This window comes from Brevundimonas sp. (assembly GCF_036402095.1).
Taxonomy (GTDB): domain Bacteria; phylum Pseudomonadota; class Alphaproteobacteria; order Caulobacterales; family Caulobacteraceae; genus Brevundimonas.
Genome location: NZ_DASWTO010000025.1, coordinates 16613 through 32514, shown reverse-complemented (window position 1 = coordinate 32514; position 15902 = coordinate 16613). Strand labels below are relative to the sequence as shown.

Sequence of the window (15902 nt, the reverse complement as noted above, 5' to 3'; positions counted from 1 at the left end):
CGCGACCCGGCCATCTCCACCATCGGCCGCCTCGACAAGCAGACCACCGGCCTGCTGCTGCTCACCGACGACGGCGACCTGCTGCACCGGGTCATCAGCCCCAAACGCCACGTCGCCAAGGTCTACCGCGCCACCCTGGCCCGACCCCTGGCCGGGACCGAACAGGCGCTGTTCGCCGCCGGCGGGCTGGTGCTGGAAGGCGAGGACAAACCCCTCGCCCCCGCCGAACTGGAGGTGCTGTCGCCGACCGAGGCCCGCCTCACCGTCACCGAGGGCCGCTACCACATGGTCCGCCGCATGTTCGCGGCCGTCGGCAACCACGTCGAGACCCTGCACCGCGAGCGCATCGGCGGCCTCGCCCTCCCCGACGATCTGCCTCCCGGCGAGTGGCGACTGCTGGACTCGGCGCAGATCGACGCCATCTTCGCGGCATGACCCTCGTCAAGATCTGCGGCCTCACCACGCCGGACACGCTCGACGCCGCCCTCGCCGGCGGGGCTGACTTCGTCGGCGCCGTGGTCTTTCCGAAGAGCCCGCGCCACCTCGACCCGCTCCACGCCGCCACCCTGTTCGAACGGGCGCGGGGCAGGGCCAGGATCGTCGCCGTCACCGTCGACGCCGACGACGCCTTGCTGACCGAAATCGCCCTGATCCTGAGGCCCGACCTGATCCAGCTGCATGGTTCGGAGACCCCGGCCCGGGCGGAGCAGGTGCGGCGGCTGACCCGGGCGGGCATCATCAAGGCCCTGCCGGTCCGCCGGCACGAGGACTTCGTCGAGGCCGAGGCGTGGGAGCCGTTCGCCGACCATCTGATGTTCGACGCGAAGCCGCCGGAGGGCTCGGACCTGCCGGGCGGCGTCGGCGCCCGCTTCGACTGGACCCTGCTCGCGGGCCGGGCCTTCCGGCGGCCGTGGTTCGTGGCCGGGGGCCTGAACCCGGACAATGTCGCCGACGCCGTCCGCATCTCGGGCGCGCCTGCGGTCGATGTGTCCTCTGGCGTGGAAACCGCGCCGGGTGTTAAGGACCCTGCCCTGATCGCGGCGTTTCTCGAGGCGGCGCGCCCAGCCTGATTTCCGCCGCTCCCCCGCGCGAAAGCTTCTGCCCGTGAACGCCATCCTGCCCAACCGCTACGCCATGCCCGACGCCGAGGGCCGTTTCGGCCCCTATGGCGGGCGGTTCGTGGCCGAGACGCTGATGCCGCTGATCCACGAGCTGGACGCGGCCTATGAGGCGGCCAAGGCCGATCCGGCCTTTCAGGCGGAGCTGGACGGCTTCCTGACCGACTACGTCGGCCGGCCCAGCCCGCTGTATCTGGCCGAGCGGCTGACGGCCCATTACGGGGCGGCCGACATCTGGTTCAAGCGCGACGAGCTGAACCACACCGGGGCGCACAAGATCAACAACTGCATGGGCCAGATCCTGCTGGCCATGCGCATGGGCAAGACCCGCATCATCGCCGAGACCGGGGCCGGCCAGCACGGCGTCGCCACCGCGACCGTCTGCGCCCGCTTCGGCCTGAAGTGCGTCGTCTACATGGGCGCCACCGACGTCGAGCGGCAGTCGCCCAACGTCTTCCGCATGAAGCTGCTGGGGGCCGAGGTGGTGCCGGTGACCTCGGGCCGGGCGACGCTCAAGGACGCCATGAACGAGGCGATGCGCGACTGGGTGACCAATGTCGAGGATACCTACTACCTGATCGGCACGGCCGCCGGGCCGCACCCCTATCCGGCCATGGTTCGCGACTTCCAGTCGGTGATCGGGCGCGAGACCCGGGCCTCGATGCTGGCCCGCAAGGAGAAGCTTCCGGACGCCTGCGTGGCGGCGATCGGCGGCGGCTCCAACGCCATCGGCCTGTTTCATCCCTTCATCGAGGACGCCGGCGTGCGCCTGATCGGCGTCGAGGCGGCCGGGCGGGGACTGGACGGCCCCGATCACGCCGCTTCGCTGCAGGGCGGCCGCCCCGGCGTGCTGCACGGCAACCGTACCTATCTGCTGCAGGACGACGACGGCCAGATCCTCGAGGGCCACTCGATCTCGGCCGGACTCGACTATCCGGGCATCGGTCCGGAGCACGCCTGGCTGAAGGACATCGGCCGGGCCGAATACCGCGCCGCGACGGACGCCGAGGCGCTCGAGGCCTTTCAGCTGTGCTCGCGGCTCGAGGGGATCATTCCGGCCCTCGAACCTTCCCACGCCCTCGCCCGCGTCGGCGAGATCGCGAAGGAAGTGGGCAAGGGCGGCGATGTCGTGCTCAATATGTGCGGGCGGGGCGACAAGGACATTTTCGCCGTGGCGAAACATCTCGGCGTGGAGCTCTAGGACCATGAAATTCACCCTTCTGGTCGCGGCGGCGGCCCTGACCGCGAGCGCGGCTTCGGCCCAGACCGCGCTGCCGGACACCCCGATCCTCGCCGGCGCCACGCCGGCGCCGGATTGCGGCAATCTGTACGGCCTGGCCGGCAAGGCCGTCTGCGTCAGCGCCCCGCTCGCCGGTATCGGCGCGCTGGCCGACGCCTATGTCGCCGATCTCGAGGGCCGCGGCTGGATCGCTGCGGGCGGCGACGACAATCGCGTGGTCTTCGTGCGGCGCCGCGAGGGCGGAGGCTGCGACGGACTGCAGATGCAGGCCTTCTATGACACCTCGAAACCCGCCGGCCCGGATGCGACCGGCTATCTCGGCTTCGGCGTGATCCCCGGCGACGTGTGCGCCGCGGGCCAGCCCGGCGCGGCGGCCGCGCCGCAGCAATGACCACCGCGCGTATCGACGCCCGCTTCGCCGCGCTCAAGGCCGAAGGCCGGGCCGGTTTCGGGGCCTATGTCATGGCCGGCGACCCGACCCGGGAGGAGGCGCTGGAGATCCTGCGCGGCCTGCCGGCGGCCGGGGCCGACGTCATCGAGCTCGGCTTCCCCTTTTCCGACCCCATGGCCGAGGGGCCGCCCATCCAGCGCGCCGCCCTGCGCGGGCTCAAGGCCGGGCTGACGCTGAGGGGCACGCTCGATCTGGCGCGCGCCTTCCGCGAGGGCGACGCGGACACCCCGGTCATCCTGATGGGCTATCTCAATCCCATCGAAACCTACGGCTACAGCGCCTTCGCGGCTGACGCTTCGGCGGCGGGCGTCGATGGAGTCATTGTGGTCGACTGTCCTCCGGAAGAGGCCGGCCCGCTGTCCGACGCCCTGGACGCGGCCCAGGTGTCGCTGATCCGGCTGGCCACCCCGACCTCCGACGACGCCCGGTTGAAGCTCATCGCCGAACGCACCTCGGGCTTCGTCTACTACGTCTCGGTCGCCGGGGTGACCGGGGTCAAGGAGGCGCAGGCCGTCTCCGTCGCCCCGGCCGTCGAGCGGGTGCGCAAGGCGTCGGGCCTGCCGGTGGCGGTCGGATTCGGGGTGAAGACGCCGGAACGGGCGGCCGAGATCGCCCGCGTGGCCGACGCCGTGGTGGCCGGCTCCGTGCTGGTCGACGAGGTGGCGGCGGCGCTCGAGGCGAACGAAGCGGCGCCGGCGCGCGTTCTGGCCAGGGTCAGGGCGCTCGCGGACGCGGTCCGGGGTGCAAGGACGCCGGAAACCGTCTAAAGCGCCGCTCATGGTCGACAAGAACAAACCCCAGCAGGAAAAGCGCGGCGGCTGGCTGTCGCGCTTCGCCCCCGGCGTGCGCAAGATCGTCAGCCGGCGCGACACGCCCGACAATCTGTGGGTCAAGGACCCCGACACGGGCGAGATGCTGTACCGCTCGGACCTCGAAGGGTCGCTGTGGGTCACGCCCTCGGGCCGGCACATGCGCATCGACGCGCCGACACGCCTGCGGTTCAGCTTCGACGACGGCCAGTACGAGCCCATCGATACGCCGGAGGTCCCCGAGGACCCGCTGAAATTCTCCGACGGCAAGCCTTACAGGGAGCGGCTGGCCGCGGCGCGCAAGGCGAGCGGGCGCAAGGATACGATGGCCATCGGCTTCGGCGAGCTGGACGGCACGCCGGCGGTGGTCATCGTCCAGGACTTCACCTTCATGGGCGGGTCGCTCGGCATGGCCGCGGGCGAGGCCTTCATCGCCGCCGCCCGGACGGCGATCGAACGCGGCGTGCCGCTGGTCTGCTTCACCGCCGCCGGCGGGGCGCGGATGCAGGAGGGCGCCCTCAGCCTGATGCAGATGGCGCGCACCACCCTGGCCATTCAGGAACTGAAGGCGGCCCAGCTGCCGTTCGTGGTGGTGCTGACCGACCCGACCACCGGCGGCGTCACCGCCAGCTACGCCATGCTCGGCGACGTCCATCTGGCCGAGCCGGGCGCCCTGATCGGCTTCGCCGGCCCGCGCGTCATCGAGGCCACCATCCGCGAGAAGCTGCCGCCTGGCTTCCAGCGCGCGGAATATCTGCAGGAGAAGGGCATGGTCGACCGGGTCGTGACCCGGGCCGAGCTGCCGGTTGTCCTGGGGCGGATCCTGTCGATGCTGATGGGCGGGAAGCGCCGGGCGGCCTGACGCCCGTGGATCCGATCTCTGAAAGACTCAGGGCCCGCCACCCGCAGCGGATCGACCTGTCGCTGGAGCGGATGCGGACGCTGTGCGCCGCCCTCGGCGATCCGCAGCACCGCCTGCCGCCGGTCATCCACGTCGCCGGCACCAACGGCAAGGGCTCGACGGTCGCCTTCATCCGGGCCATCGCCGAGGCGGCCGGCCTGCGCGTCCACGCCTACACGTCGCCGCACCTCGTGCGCTTCCACGAGCGCATCCGCATAGCCGGGCGTCTGATCGAGGACGAGGCCCTGAACGCCATCCTCGACCGGGTCGAGGCCGCCATCGACGCCGGCGGCAGCGAGGCGACGGTGTTCGAGAGCACCACCGCCGCCGCCTTCCTCGCCATGAGCGAGACCCCGGCGGATCTCGCCATCGTCGAGGTCGGTCTGGGCGGAGTGCTGGACGCCACCAACGTCATCGAGCGGCCTCTGCTCAGCGTCATCACGCCGGTCGACCTCGACCACGCCGAGTTTCTCGGCACGAGTCTGCGCGGGGTCGCGGTCGAGAAGGCGGGGATTCTCAAGGCCGGGGCGCGCGGCCTGATCGCGCGGCAGGCGGAGGCGGCGATGGCCGCCATCGAGATCGCGGCGGAGGCGGTCCGGGCGCCGCTGACCGTCATGGGCGTCGACTTCGACGCCTGGGCCGAGCGGGGCGGCCTGGCCTTTCAGGACCAGAACCGGTTTCTCGATTTGCCGGCGCCGGCCTTGTCAGGACCGCATCAGATCGCCAACGCCGGACTGGCCGTCGCCGTGGCGCTCGAACTGGACCTGCCCGAAGACGCCATCGCCAACGGCCTGCGCACGGCCCGCTGGCCTGCGCGGATGCAGCGGCTGACGGCGGGGCCCTACGGCGAGGCGGCCCGGGCGGCCGAGGCCGAGCTGTGGTTGGACGGCGGACACAATCCGCACGCGGGCCGAGCCCTCGCGGAGGCGCTGATGCAGCGGCAGGCGCGCGTCCCGCGTCCCCTCGCCCTGATCGTCGGCATGCTGGCCAACAAGGACGCCGGGGGCTTCTTCGAGGCGCTGAAGGAGACGGGGGCCGCCGCGTTCACGGTCCCGTTCGACGGCGCCGCGGCCGAGCCGGAGGCGCTGGCGGCGGTGGCGCGCGGCCACGGACTGGGAGCGACCGCCTGCCCCTCGGCGACGGACGCGCTGGAGCGCGCGCTCCGCCTGGGGGCCGGCCGGGTGGTGATCTGCGGCTCGCTCTACCTCGCGGGCGAGGTGCTGGGCGCGAGCCGCGAGACCTGGCCGGACTAGATCACGCCGCCGCCGAGGCGCTGATTCCGGCTTCCGCCAGCCATTCGACGATCTTGCCCTTGGGCATGGCGCCGACCTTCATCGAAGCCATCTGGCCGTCCTTGAACAGCATCAGGGTCGGGATGCCCTTCACGCCAAGGCGCGACGGGACCATCGGGCTGTCGTCGATGTTCACCTTGGCGATGACGACCTTACCGGACAGTTCGTCGGCGATCTGCTCCAGGGCGGGGCCGATCTGCTTGCAGGGGCCGCACCACTCGGCCCAGAAGTCGACCAGCACGGGGGTGGACGATTTCAGGACGTCGGCGTCGAAGCTGTCGTCGGTGACCTTGACGGTGGCCATGGGCTCTCCTTGGCGCCCAGGGGCGCGCGGTTCGAATTTTGCCGGGCATCATGCGATGATTCCGGGCTGTCGGAAGCCGATGTGGGGCGCGTCGCCGATCAAATCAACGCGTGGTCTCAATGAGCGGCGAGGGCGGCGTCCATCATCGCGCGAGGGACCGGCATAAGCCTCGGCCCGTCGGTCCAGACCAGCGCCGCCTCGACCGGGCGGTCCGGATACAGCCGCCTGAGCACGGCCGCATAGACCGCCAGCTGCAGCACATAGGCCGGGTCGGCGTCCTCGATGCGCTCCGGCGCCGGGCGGTTGGTCTTGTAGTCGACCACCAGCACTCGCTCCGGCGTGATCACCAGCCTGTCGATCCGGCCCGAGACGGCGACGCCCGGCGGCAGCTCCGGCGCCGTGCCGGAAAGCGCGACCTCGGCCCGCGAGCCCGGCCCGAACACCGGTCCGAACCGGGCGTCGTCCAGCACCTGGAAGGCGGCGGCGATCATCTCGGTGCGGTGTTCGTCCGTCAGGTCCCGTTCGCGGGACAGCATGCGTGCGGCGGCGGTCGCGCGGTCGGCGGGCGCGATGTCGGGCAGGCGCTCCAGCAGACGGTGGATCAGGTCGCCGCGCCGGAACCGGCCCAGCGGAGCGCCCGGCCCGCCGGCCGTGGCCAAGGGCGACGGCGCGGGAATGCGGACCGATCCTTCCATCTGCGACGGCGCGGCGTAGCGGGCCGCCCTGTCCGGCGCCGGGGGCGAAACCGCCCACCCCGGCGCGGTCGCCGCCGTCGAAGCCCCGGCGTCCACAGGCGGCAGCCGTGCGGGATCGGTCCCGAACCGAAGGACGCCGCCCTCAAGCTCGCGCGACTGGTCGCCGAGGCGGCCGAAGGTCTCGCCCAGGACGGCCCACCAGCTGCCCCCGTCATAGCCCTGCTTCGAGTTTCCGCAGGCCCGGCCCATCAGGATCAGCCGGTCCCGCGCGCGGGTCAGGGCCACATAAAGCAGGCGCAGGGTCTCGGCGTCGGTGCGCGCCTGCCGGGCCTCGCGCGCCGCCTTCGACGCCGGGCAGTCCTCCTTCGACGAGCCCGGGCACATCAGCCAGGCCTCGGAGCCGTCCCCCAGTTCGACCGGCATCAGCGACGGCCCCTGCGCCTTCGCCCGCGAGGTGGTGTCGGGCAGGACCACGATCGGCGCCTCGAGCCCCTTGGCGCCGTGCACGGTCATGACCCGCACCTCGCCGCGCGGCCCCTCCAGCTCGCGCTTCACCTCGACGTCCGCCGCCTCGAGCAGGGCCACGCAGGTCTCGAGATCGACCGCGCCCCGATCCTCCGCCGACAGCACCTGATTCAGCGTCTCGTCGATGGCTTCCTCGGCCTCGCGCCCCAACCGCCGCAGGACGCGGGCTCGCCCCGAAAGGCCGGTGGCGTCGACCCGGTTGAGCAGGCCGGAGAAGAAGGCGAAGGGATCGCGGCCGCGGCTGTCGAGGGCGAAGGCGAGTAGGTCCCGGGCGTGGGACCACTCCGGCCGCTCGCCCGCGCGATCGCGCAACTCCCGCCACAGCTTGCGGCGGTCCTTGCCGCCGGCGAGGGCGAACAGACTGTCTTCGTCGACGTCGCAGAACGGACTGCGCAGCACGCCCGCGAGGCTGAGATCGTCGTCCGGGAACAGGGCGAAGCGGGCGAGGCCGATCAGGTCGTCGAAGACGATGTGCGACGACAGCTTCAGCCGGTCGGCCCCGGCGACCGGCACGCCGGCGGTCTTCAGGGCGCGGATGATCTCCTCGAAGGTGGCGTCGCGGCGGCGCACCAGAATGAGGAAGTCGCCCCAGCCGCAGGGGCGGAGCTTTCCGGACTTGCGGTCATGCACCGTCTCGCCGGCCTCGACCTGCCGGCGGATTTCGGCGGCCAGATTCGCGGCCAGCCGCTTGCGCCCGCTCGTCCCCGGCTCCTGGTCGACCGGGTCCCAGACCTCCGGCTCCGGCGGCGCGACGCCCTCGAACAGCGGCCACAGGTCGACGCAGCCGTGCTGCCCTTGCCGTTTGGCCACATGCGGCGGAATGGCCCCGATCTCCTCGCCGACAAGCGCGGCGGTCCGCTCCGGACCCTCGAACACAGCGTCCACAAACCGCAGCACCTCGGGAGTCGAGCGGAAGGAGGTCGCCAGTTCGACGCCTTCGAAGGACGCCCCGGAGCCGGTGACCAGCGAGTCGTAGCGCTGGGCCTCCTGCCGCAGACGTTCCGGCCGGGCGCCCTGGAAGGAGTAGATCGACTGCTTCTCGTCCCCGACCGCGAACATGGTTCGGGCCAGCCGCTCGCCGGACGCGGGGAGGGGGGTGAAACGCTGCCCGCCCTCGCCGGCGAAGAAGCTCTCCGTCAGCGCCCGCAAGATGTCCCATTGCTGGGGGGCGGTGTCCTGGGCCTCGTCGACCAGCACATGCTCGATGCCGCCGTCCAGCTTGTACAGCACCCAGGCGGCCGAGGCCTTCTCCGTCAGCAGGTCGACGGTGCGGGCGACGAGGTCGCCGAAATCGAGCGCGCCCTTCGCAGCCTTGGCCTGGTCGTAAAGGCGGGCGTGGACTTCGGCCAGCAGCAGCACATGGCGGGTGTCCTCGGCGACGCGGGCCCGACGCATCGTCTCCTGCGCCGACAGGTATTTCAGCTGCAGGTTTGTCAGCCAGGCCGCTGCCGCCGGCGGGGCCTTGGCCGTGGCCATCGCCTTGCGCGGCTCGCCCTGGGTCAGGAAGACCTCGCCGAGCCCGGCGAAGCTCCACGCCGCCGCCCGCATCCGCTCGGCGCATTTCTGGTCATTGGCCGAGCCCGTCGCCATCTGGCCGGCGATGGCGAGCCACTCGTTCCGGTCCAGCCAGCGCAGGAAATCCGCTTCGATCGCTTCCGGCGTCTCTTCCGGATGGCTTTCCGCGAGAACGTGCGGAGCCGGGGCGCGGCCCTCGTTCACGCGCTGGGTGTAGTCGGTCAGCTTGGCGCGGTCGGCCTCGATCATGGCCAGCAGCGACTGGAACGCCCCCCAGTCCAGCTCGACGGCGAAATGGCTGTAGGCGCGGCCGAGCGGCCCCTCGGGGTCGGCCAGGGCCATGCGGGCCAGGTCTTCCCGCGCCGCGTGCGACAGGGCCAGGGCCGCCTCGTTCTCAAGCACGGTGAAGCCGGGCGTGACGTCGGCCTCGATCGGGAAGCGGCGCAGCAGCTTTTCGCAGAAGGCGTGGATGGTCTGGATCTTCAGCCCGCCGGGGGTCTCCAGCGCCTTGGCGAACAGCCGACGCGCCCTCGACAGGTCCGCCCCGGAAAGGCCGGCGGGGTCGCCCTCGTCGAGGTCGGCCAGCGATTGCGCCAGCGCCGCGTCGTCCATCACGGCCCAGGCGCCCAGCCGGTCGAACAGCCGCGCCTGCATCTCCGCGGCCGCCGCCTTGGTGTAGGTCACGCACAGGATCTCGCCCGGCTGCACCTCTTCCAGCAGCAGCCGGGCCACGCGGTCGACGAGGGTCGAGGTCTTGCCCGAACCGGCGTTGGCGGTGACGAACACCGACCGCCGCGGATCGGCGGCGGCGATCTGGTGGGGATCGGGCAGGATGCGGGCGCTCATTCGGCGTCTCCGCCGTCTTCGCCGCCGACCACATGCCACTCCCAGACCCGGGCCAGGTGGTCGTAGTTGCCGCCGAACGACCCCATGAACTGCGGCGCCACCCACGACAGATAGGGCGTGTCGGGATGGTCGAAACGGGTGATGCGGGTCTTCAGTCCCTCGAGCGCCGCCCCGGACAGGGCGACCGCCTCGTCCCCGCTGGCGCGGACCGCGGCCTGGCCCGGAACCTTGCGGCCGACGACGCGGACATAGGTCAGTTCCTCGGGCCGGATCGGCCCGGTGTCTGCGAGGCCTTCGTGGGCGAGGATGGCGCCGGTCAGGGTCAGCTGCGGCGAGAAGCCCAATTTCACCTGCTTCGGCGAGGGAATCTGACCCGTCTTGAAGTCCAGCACCGCGGCCCCCGTCGCGGACAGTTCGATGCGGTCGGCCTTGGCGGTCAGCCTGAAGGGTCCGGCCGGTCCGGGGACCAGCATCTCCACCTTTTCCTCGACCCGGATCTCGATCCCGCGGGCGCGCCGCTCCGCCTCCCAGCCGGACAGCCAGCGGGCGCAGTTGCGCGCCAGCGGCGCCTCGCGCGCCATGGCCGCGTCCTCGAAGCCGTGATGGCCCAGCTCCTCCAGCAGCAGCGTCTCCAGCTGGTCGGCGCAATCGTCCGGCAAGACCTCCGGCCACGACAGGGTCAGCCGCTCCACCGCCTTGTGCACGGCGTTGCCGCGCGCCATCGCCTCGGCCGACTGGCCGGGCCGGTCCATCTGTCTCAGGTTCAGGACATAGCGCGCATAGATGGCGTAGGGGTCGCGCACCCAGCGCTCTACGCCGGTCACCGGCAGTTCGCGGGGGCGGCGCTCGACGGGCGGCCTCGGCGCCGGCCGGGGCGCGTAGTCGGGCGTGGCTCGGGCGGGGGCGTCCAGCGCCCGGGCCTGATCGAGATGGATCGACGGCCGCTCCAGCTCGACCCGCGTGTCGTCGGCGTTCGCGCCGCGGGTCAGCATCTCAAGCCGCCACAGCCAGCGCGACTTGACCGCCGGCTGGCCGCCGCGCCGTTCCGAATGGACCAGGATGGCCTCGTCGGCGCAGGCGGCCTGGACGAAGTCCTGGGCGGTCTGGCCGAGGCGGCGCTCGGGCGGCGGCAGGCCCAGCGCCTTGCGCATCGGCCGCGACAGGAAGGGGTCGGTCGGGGCGGCGTTGGGCCAGACGGTCTCCTCCAGCCCGGCCAGGATCATCCGGTCGGCCCGGACCAGCCGGGCCTCGATGGCTCCGAGAATGCGCAGTCTCGGCTGGTTGGCCCCGCCCGTGCGCACCGTCTCCTCGGTCAGGAGGGTGCGCACCAGTTCGGCGAAGTCGGCGCGGGAGAGGTCCCCCAGCGAGCCGCCGCCCTCGATCAGCCCGGCCAGCAGCGCGGCGGCGGCTTCGCCGTCCGGACCGGTCCACGCTTCCTGACCGGCCAGGGCCTCGACCAGCGCTGTCAGGGCCCCGGCGGCGGCGTCCAGCGGCGCGTCCTCGGAGAATGGCGCGCGGACGGTGTCCGAGAGGCTCTCCAGCCGGTCGAGCAGGCGCCGGGCGGCGGCCACGCGCGCGACCGTATGATCCGACCGGGCCCTGCCGTCGTCACGCGGCTCGGCCGCCTTGAGCAGGGCGCGGCGGGCGCGGGCCCAGTCGCGCAGCCGCGGACCGCGCAGGGCGTATTCCTCCAGCGCCCGGATGGCTGCCCCCGGCTCCACCTCCCCGAGATCGAGCCGGACCAGCGGGTGTTTCAGCAATCCCAGCAGCGCGTGCGGATCGAGCGGATGAGCGATGAAGCGGGCGGCCAGATCGACCAGCCGCCCGGCCGGCATCCGCGACAACGGCTGGCCCGAGGAGTTGTCGGGGACCACGCCCCAGCGCTCCAGCCGGGCGGCGACGCGGCGACCGAGCGCGAGGTCGGGGGTGACGAGGGCGCAGGTGCGTCCCGGCGTCTCCAGCGTTTCCCGCATCATCAGGGCGAGGGTCGCCGCCGCGTCCTCCTCGGCGCGGACGGTGACCACCGACAGTCCATCCAGACCCTCGGCGATCGGATCGGAGGAGCGTTCCCGGAAAGCGTCCGCGCGCAGGGTCCGGATCACATCGCGCCAGTCGTCCGTGGCCTCCGCCGGGCGCAGGGCCTCGTTGAGCAGCCGCTGGCGGGCGCGGCCCCGCGCCGCGCGGGCCGGATCTTCGCCTGGCATGAACCACGGCCGGACCGCCTCGCGCTCGACACCATGCCGGTGGAGCAGTCGCCACAGGGCGTTCTGCGGGTGCTGTTCATTGTCGCGGAGCTGGGACCAGACCTCGGGATCAAGGTCTCGATCGAGACCCGGCAGGACGACGCAGCCGTTCGGCGCCTTGGCGACGGCGGCCAGCACGTCGGCGGCGGCGGGGGCGGTTCCGGTCGAGCCGGCGGCGATGACCGGCTGCCCCGGCGGCCGCCTGGCCCAGGCCTCGGCGAGCAGCCGCAGCAGACGGGCCCGCCGCCACGCCGGATCGACCAGCCCCATCGCCTCCAGCCGCCTGGGCCAGGCCTCGACGGCCAGACCGAGGAATTTCGCCGACTCCTGCCAGTGCTCGGCCAGATCGCCCTCGACCAGCGTCGCCACCCGCTCCAGCTCGCCGATCTCCTCCAGCTGGCAGGAATCGAGAAAGCCGCCGAGGGCGTCGGCCATCTCCAGCGCCCGCAGCGGCGCGAGGCCGGGACGGAACTCCTCGACGATCATCCGCGCCATCTCGAAACGCCGGGTCAGGGGCGCGATGGCCGGCGGCAGATCGAGGCCCAGTTCGCCCGGCGCGAACGGCGGCTCGTCCTCCTCCAGATCGCCCAGCGGACGGACCTGCGGCAGCAGCACCGGCCGGTCTCCGGCCAGCCGCGTCAGGGCGGCGGTGAAGGCGCGGGCGGCGCGGCGGTTTGGCAGCAGGATGATCGCGTCGGACAGGGCTTCCGGCGGATGCTCGCCGAGCCAGTCCAGCACCCCGGCCGCGAGGTCCTCGAGAAACGGGCGCCGGGCCTCGATGGCGAACCAGCGCGGGCCGGGCGCCGCAAAGGGATCGAACCGGGCGCTCACCCGCCGCCCGCCAGCCGCGCCTCGGCCTCGTCGCGGGCGCCGGGATCGCCGACATGCATCCAGTCGCCGTCGAGCACGCAGCCGTACAGCCGGCCGGCGGCGGCGGACCGGCGCCACAGGGTGCTCAGCGAGAACGGCCCCCCGGGTCCCCCCGCGACATAGTCCGGACGGCAGATGTGGACCCCCATATAGGCGTAGGGCGCCTCGGCCGCGTCGCCGCGGAAGGTCAGGCGGCCGTCCTCCGCCAGGAAGACGTCCCCGTCGCCCTCGAAACCGATCGACCCCTCGCGCCGGGCCAGCAGCAGGGCGGCGTCCATGATTGACGGATTCCACAGGCGAGCGAGTTGATTCAGCGCGGAATTCCCCTCCCGGCCATTGTCCGTCCAGACGCTGTCGATATTGGCCACGAACACGGGGTCCCGGCCCAGCAGCGGGGCCGCCTTCTTCAGACCGCCGCCCGTTTCGAGCAATTCCGCCCGCTCGTCGGAGATGACGATGTCCGGCCCCCGTCCGCGCGCGGCGAGATGCCGCTCCAGCCGGTCGGCGAACCAGTGGACGTTGACCACGGCCCGCTTCACCCCGGCGTCCGCCAGCCGGTCGAGCACGTGATCGATCAGGGCCCGGCCCGCGATCTCGACCAGGGCCTTCGGCCGGTCGTCGGTCAACGGCCGCATCCGGGTGCCGAGTCCGGCGGCGAGAACCATGGCGGTCGTGGGGACGCTCACCGGCGCAGCTCCGCCGGGACGTGGGTCTCGAACCACGCCCGCACGGCCTGTCCCGCCCGTGGGAGATTACGCTCGAGGTGCGCCCACATGCGCGGCATGAAGGCGCGGTATCGCGGCTTGCCGTCGCGGACGATCAGGCGCGCGAAGACGCCGAGGATGCGGGCCTCGTTCAGCGCCGCCAGCGCGGCGTAGGCCTGCATGAACGACTCCCGGTCGACCTCCGGGCGCAGGCTGAAATAGTGATCCAGCGCCCTCGCCTCGAGTTCAGGCGAAACGTCGCGTCGGGCGTCCTGCAGCAGCGAATGCAGATCCCATGAGGGATGCGCCCGCACCGCGTCCTGGAAGTCGATCATGCCGACGCGGGCCGGGCCGTCGCGATCCGGCAGCCAGATGAGATTCTCGGCGTGATAGTCCCGATGCGCCATCACGGAGGCGTGGCGCTCGGCCTCTCGTACGATCGGCGCCCAGGCGTCGTCCCACCCGGCCAGCGCTTCAGCCGTGAACTGCAGCTGCGGTTCCAGCCGGGGCATCCATTCGACGAACAGATCGGCCCCGCCCTTCAGGGCTGTCGCGTCATAGGTCTGCAACGGCCAGTCGCCGGCCGCCCCCGTCAGCACATCGGGCGTCGGCGCCTCGTGCAGTCGGGCCAGCGCCTCGACGGCGGCGAGATACAGCGGCTCTTCAGCCTGGCCCGCCTCGATCACCCGGGCGAACAGGGCGTCGCCGAAATCCTCCAGCACCGCCAGTCCGGCGGCCGCATCGACGGCGACGATCGCCGGCGCCGACAGGCCGATGGAGCGCAGGTGGGCGGCCACCGCCGCGAAGGCGTCGATCCGGCCGGCCGAGAGGCGGGCCACGGCGTTCCAGCCCTCGGCCCGGCGCCGCTCGGGCGACCAGGACGGGTCACACGGCCGGGACTCCGCCGCCGGAGCCTGATCCATCAGCATCAGGGTCGTCCCCGACGGGGTGATCAGCCGCTCGTAGCGGCGGGTCGAGGCGTCGCCGGGCAGGGGGGCGCGAACGGCGTCGGCGAGGCCGGCCGCCCTGAGGAAGTCGAGACGCTGGTCTTCGCGGTCAGACATGCAGGTTCTTCAGCTTGTGTTCCCACGTCCCTACGCCAGAAACGGTCGCAACGCGCCCGCCGCCCTGTTCGGCCAGACGGACGCTCAACCGGTCGGGACCCAGCCAGGCCGCGGGGTCCCCGCCCAACCGCTCGGGCCATTCGATCACGGCGCAGCCCTCGTCGAGCGCCTCGTCCAGGCCGATCTCGGCCGCCTCCCCGGGGCGGGTCAGGCGGTAGAGGTCGAAATGCGCCACGGGCGGTTCGCTCTCGTAGAACTGCACCAGGGTGAAGGTCGGCGACGGCACGTCTTCCTCCGGACCGGTCAGGGCGCGGATCAGGCCCCGCGCCAGCGTCGATTTGCCCATGCCCAGCGGCCCGTACAGGAGAACGGTCTCCCCCGCCGCCAGCAGCGGAGCGATGGCCGCGCCCAGCCGGGCGGTCGCGGCGGCGTCCTCGAGCGCCAGCGTCAGTCCCGGCTCAGGCAAAATCGGCGTCCGGCTGGCTGGGCAGGACCCGCTCGGTGAAGGCCTTGAGCGCATAGGTCGCCCGCGCGGCGTCGATGTCCAGCCGCGACGGCGGAACCGGCTTGCCGACCTTGAGGAAGAACCGCTTGCGCTTCTTGTTGAGCAGCTCGTGGAACAGGGTGATGTCGCGCAGCTCGGGAGAGATGCGGTCGAACCAGTGGAACAGGCGTGAGTTGGGCCCCGCCACGTGGATCGGCACGATCGGCGCATCGTACCGGCGCGCCAGGGAGGCGGCGGTGGGGGCCCATTCCGGGTCGGTGACCGAGCCGTCCTTCGCCACCCGAGCCAGCCGGCCGGCGGGGAACATGACCACGCAGCGGTCGGCCTCGAACGCCTCGCGCGCGGCCTGCAGCGTCGCCCGGGTCTTCTCGCGCGTGCGCTTCTCGAGGACCCATTCGACCGGGATGACCGCCTCGCCGAGCCGGGGTGAGACGCGCAGGGCGTCGGCGTTGGCGAAGAAGACGGCGTCCTGCCGCCGCGCCCGCAGGGCGTCGAACACGGCGATGCCGTCCGCGATGCCGGTGGGGTGGTTGGCGACCACGATGCAGCGTCCCGAGGCGGGTATCCGGTCGGCGTTCATCGCGGCGACCTTCAGGTCGAGAAGGTCGCTCATATAGTCGAGGGCCTCGGCCCCCGAGAGCGGCCGAACGGCGTCGGCCATACGCACGGCGTGGCGGTAGTTGAGCAGTCTGTAGAGGAACGGGCGGGCCAGCGGCCACAGGGCGGATCCGGTCAGGCGCGGCGCGCGCTCGGCGATCAGCACATCGCAGATGTGCGGCTCGGCGGGTCCGGGCGGGCTCAGGGCGACGGCAGTCATGCC

At 72.3% G+C, this 15902-nt stretch carries 14 protein-coding genes; 7 read left to right on the top strand and 7 right to left on the bottom strand.

Annotation, left to right across the window (positions count from 1 at the left end; translation table 11 throughout):
• The 7 genes from VGD32_RS02125 to VGD32_RS02095 form a co-directional block, all read left to right on the top strand.
• The coding region (locus VGD32_RS02125) for a pseudouridine synthase (protein WP_331030255.1) at positions 1-435 on the top strand (435 nt) is incomplete at its 5' end.
• Positions 432-1070 (top strand): phosphoribosylanthranilate isomerase, encoded by a 639-nt coding sequence (locus VGD32_RS02120; protein WP_331030254.1) that lies wholly within the window; start codon positions 432-434, stop codon positions 1068-1070. The genes VGD32_RS02125 and VGD32_RS02120, both read left to right, overlap by 4 nt.
• Before the next feature lie 64 nt (positions 1071-1134).
• Positions 1135-2319 (top strand): tryptophan synthase subunit beta, encoded by a 1185-nt coding sequence (gene trpB / locus VGD32_RS02115; RefSeq protein WP_414644319.1) that lies wholly within the window; start codon positions 1135-1137, stop codon positions 2317-2319.
• Positions 2320-2323: 4 nt separating this feature from the next.
• Positions 2324-2749: a hypothetical protein gene (locus VGD32_RS02110; protein WP_331030252.1), complete on the top strand. Its 426-nt coding sequence runs from the start codon at positions 2324-2326 to the stop codon at positions 2747-2749.
• Positions 2746-3576 carry a tryptophan synthase subunit alpha gene (trpA, locus tag VGD32_RS02105; protein ID WP_331030251.1) on the top strand — a complete coding sequence of 277 codons (831 nt, stop codon included), beginning with the start codon at positions 2746-2748 and terminating at the stop codon, positions 3574-3576. The genes VGD32_RS02110 and trpA overlap by 4 nt, the downstream gene beginning before the upstream one ends.
• Positions 3577-3586: 10 nt before the next feature.
• Positions 3587-4480, top strand: a complete 894-nt coding sequence (locus VGD32_RS02100) for an acetyl-CoA carboxylase carboxyltransferase subunit beta (RefSeq protein WP_331030250.1) — start codon at positions 3587-3589, stop codon at positions 4478-4480.
• A 5-nt stretch (positions 4481-4485) separates the two neighbouring features.
• Complete coding sequence (locus tag VGD32_RS02095) at positions 4486-5772, top strand: folylpolyglutamate synthase/dihydrofolate synthase family protein (RefSeq protein ID WP_331030249.1); 1287 nt, start codon at positions 4486-4488, stop codon at positions 5770-5772.
• Between the two features lies 1 nt (position 5773).
• On the opposite strand, the gene trxA is transcribed toward VGD32_RS02095, so the two are convergent.
• The 7 genes from trxA to VGD32_RS02060 form a co-directional block, all read right to left on the bottom strand.
• Positions 5774-6115 (bottom strand): thioredoxin, encoded by a 342-nt coding sequence (gene trxA, locus VGD32_RS02090; RefSeq protein ID WP_331030248.1) that lies wholly within the window; start codon positions 6113-6115, stop codon positions 5774-5776.
• Between the two features lie 116 nt (positions 6116-6231).
• Positions 6232-9696: a double-strand break repair helicase AddA gene (gene addA, locus VGD32_RS02085; protein WP_331030247.1), complete on the bottom strand. Its 3465-nt coding sequence runs from the start codon at positions 9694-9696 to the stop codon at positions 6232-6234.
• Positions 9693-12770 carry a double-strand break repair protein AddB gene (addB, locus tag VGD32_RS02080; protein ID WP_331030246.1) on the bottom strand — a complete coding sequence of 1026 codons (3078 nt, stop codon included), beginning with the start codon at positions 12768-12770 and terminating at the stop codon, positions 9693-9695. The genes addA and addB overlap by 4 nt, the downstream gene beginning before the upstream one ends.
• Positions 12767-13474 carry an N-acetylmuramate alpha-1-phosphate uridylyltransferase MurU gene (gene murU / locus VGD32_RS02075; protein ID WP_331030256.1) on the bottom strand — a complete coding sequence of 236 codons (708 nt, stop codon included), beginning with the start codon at positions 13472-13474 and terminating at the stop codon, positions 12767-12769. Before murU ends, addB begins: the two co-directional genes overlap by 4 nt.
• A gap of 17 nt (positions 13475-13491) precedes the next feature.
• On the bottom strand, positions 13492-14577 hold the full coding sequence (amgK, locus tag VGD32_RS02070; protein ID WP_331030245.1) for an N-acetylmuramate/N-acetylglucosamine kinase AmgK: 1086 nt from the start codon (positions 14575-14577) through the stop codon (positions 13492-13494).
• A complete protein-coding gene (gene tsaE, locus VGD32_RS02065; protein WP_331030244.1) occupies positions 14570-15043 on the bottom strand; it encodes a tRNA (adenosine(37)-N6)-threonylcarbamoyltransferase complex ATPase subunit type 1 TsaE in 474 nt (157 codons plus the stop codon). The genes amgK and tsaE overlap by 8 nt, the downstream gene beginning before the upstream one ends.
• Positions 15036-15899 (bottom strand): GNAT family N-acetyltransferase, encoded by an 864-nt coding sequence (locus VGD32_RS02060; RefSeq protein ID WP_331030243.1) that lies wholly within the window; start codon positions 15897-15899, stop codon positions 15036-15038. The genes tsaE and VGD32_RS02060 overlap by 8 nt, the downstream gene beginning before the upstream one ends.
• Between the last annotated feature and the right edge of the window lie 3 nt (positions 15900-15902).

Coding starts and splice junctions, on each gene's coding strand:
- VGD32_RS02120 (WP_331030254.1), top strand. CDS start 432: ATGACCCTCGTCAAGATCTGCGGCCTCACCACGCCGGACACGCTCGAC.
- trpB (WP_414644319.1), top strand. CDS start 1,135: ATGCCCGACGCCGAGGGCCGTTTCGGCCCCTATGGCGGGCGGTTCGTG.
- VGD32_RS02110 (WP_331030252.1), top strand. CDS start 2,324: ATGAAATTCACCCTTCTGGTCGCGGCGGCGGCCCTGACCGCGAGCGCG.
- trpA (WP_331030251.1), top strand. CDS start 2,746: ATGACCACCGCGCGTATCGACGCCCGCTTCGCCGCGCTCAAGGCCGAA.
- VGD32_RS02100 (WP_331030250.1), top strand. CDS start 3,587: ATGGTCGACAAGAACAAACCCCAGCAGGAAAAGCGCGGCGGCTGGCTG.
- trxA (WP_331030248.1), bottom strand. CDS start 6,115: ATGGCCACCGTCAAGGTCACCGACGACAGCTTCGACGCCGACGTCCTG.
- addA (WP_331030247.1), bottom strand. CDS start 9,696: ATGAGCGCCCGCATCCTGCCCGATCCCCACCAGATCGCCGCCGCCGAT.
- murU (WP_331030256.1), bottom strand. CDS start 13,474: ATGGTTCTCGCCGCCGGACTCGGCACCCGGATGCGGCCGTTGACCGAC.
- amgK (WP_331030245.1), bottom strand. CDS start 14,577: ATGTCTGACCGCGAAGACCAGCGTCTCGACTTCCTCAGGGCGGCCGGC.
- VGD32_RS02060 (WP_331030243.1), bottom strand. CDS start 15,899: ATGACTGCCGTCGCCCTGAGCCCGCCCGGACCCGCCGAGCCGCACATC.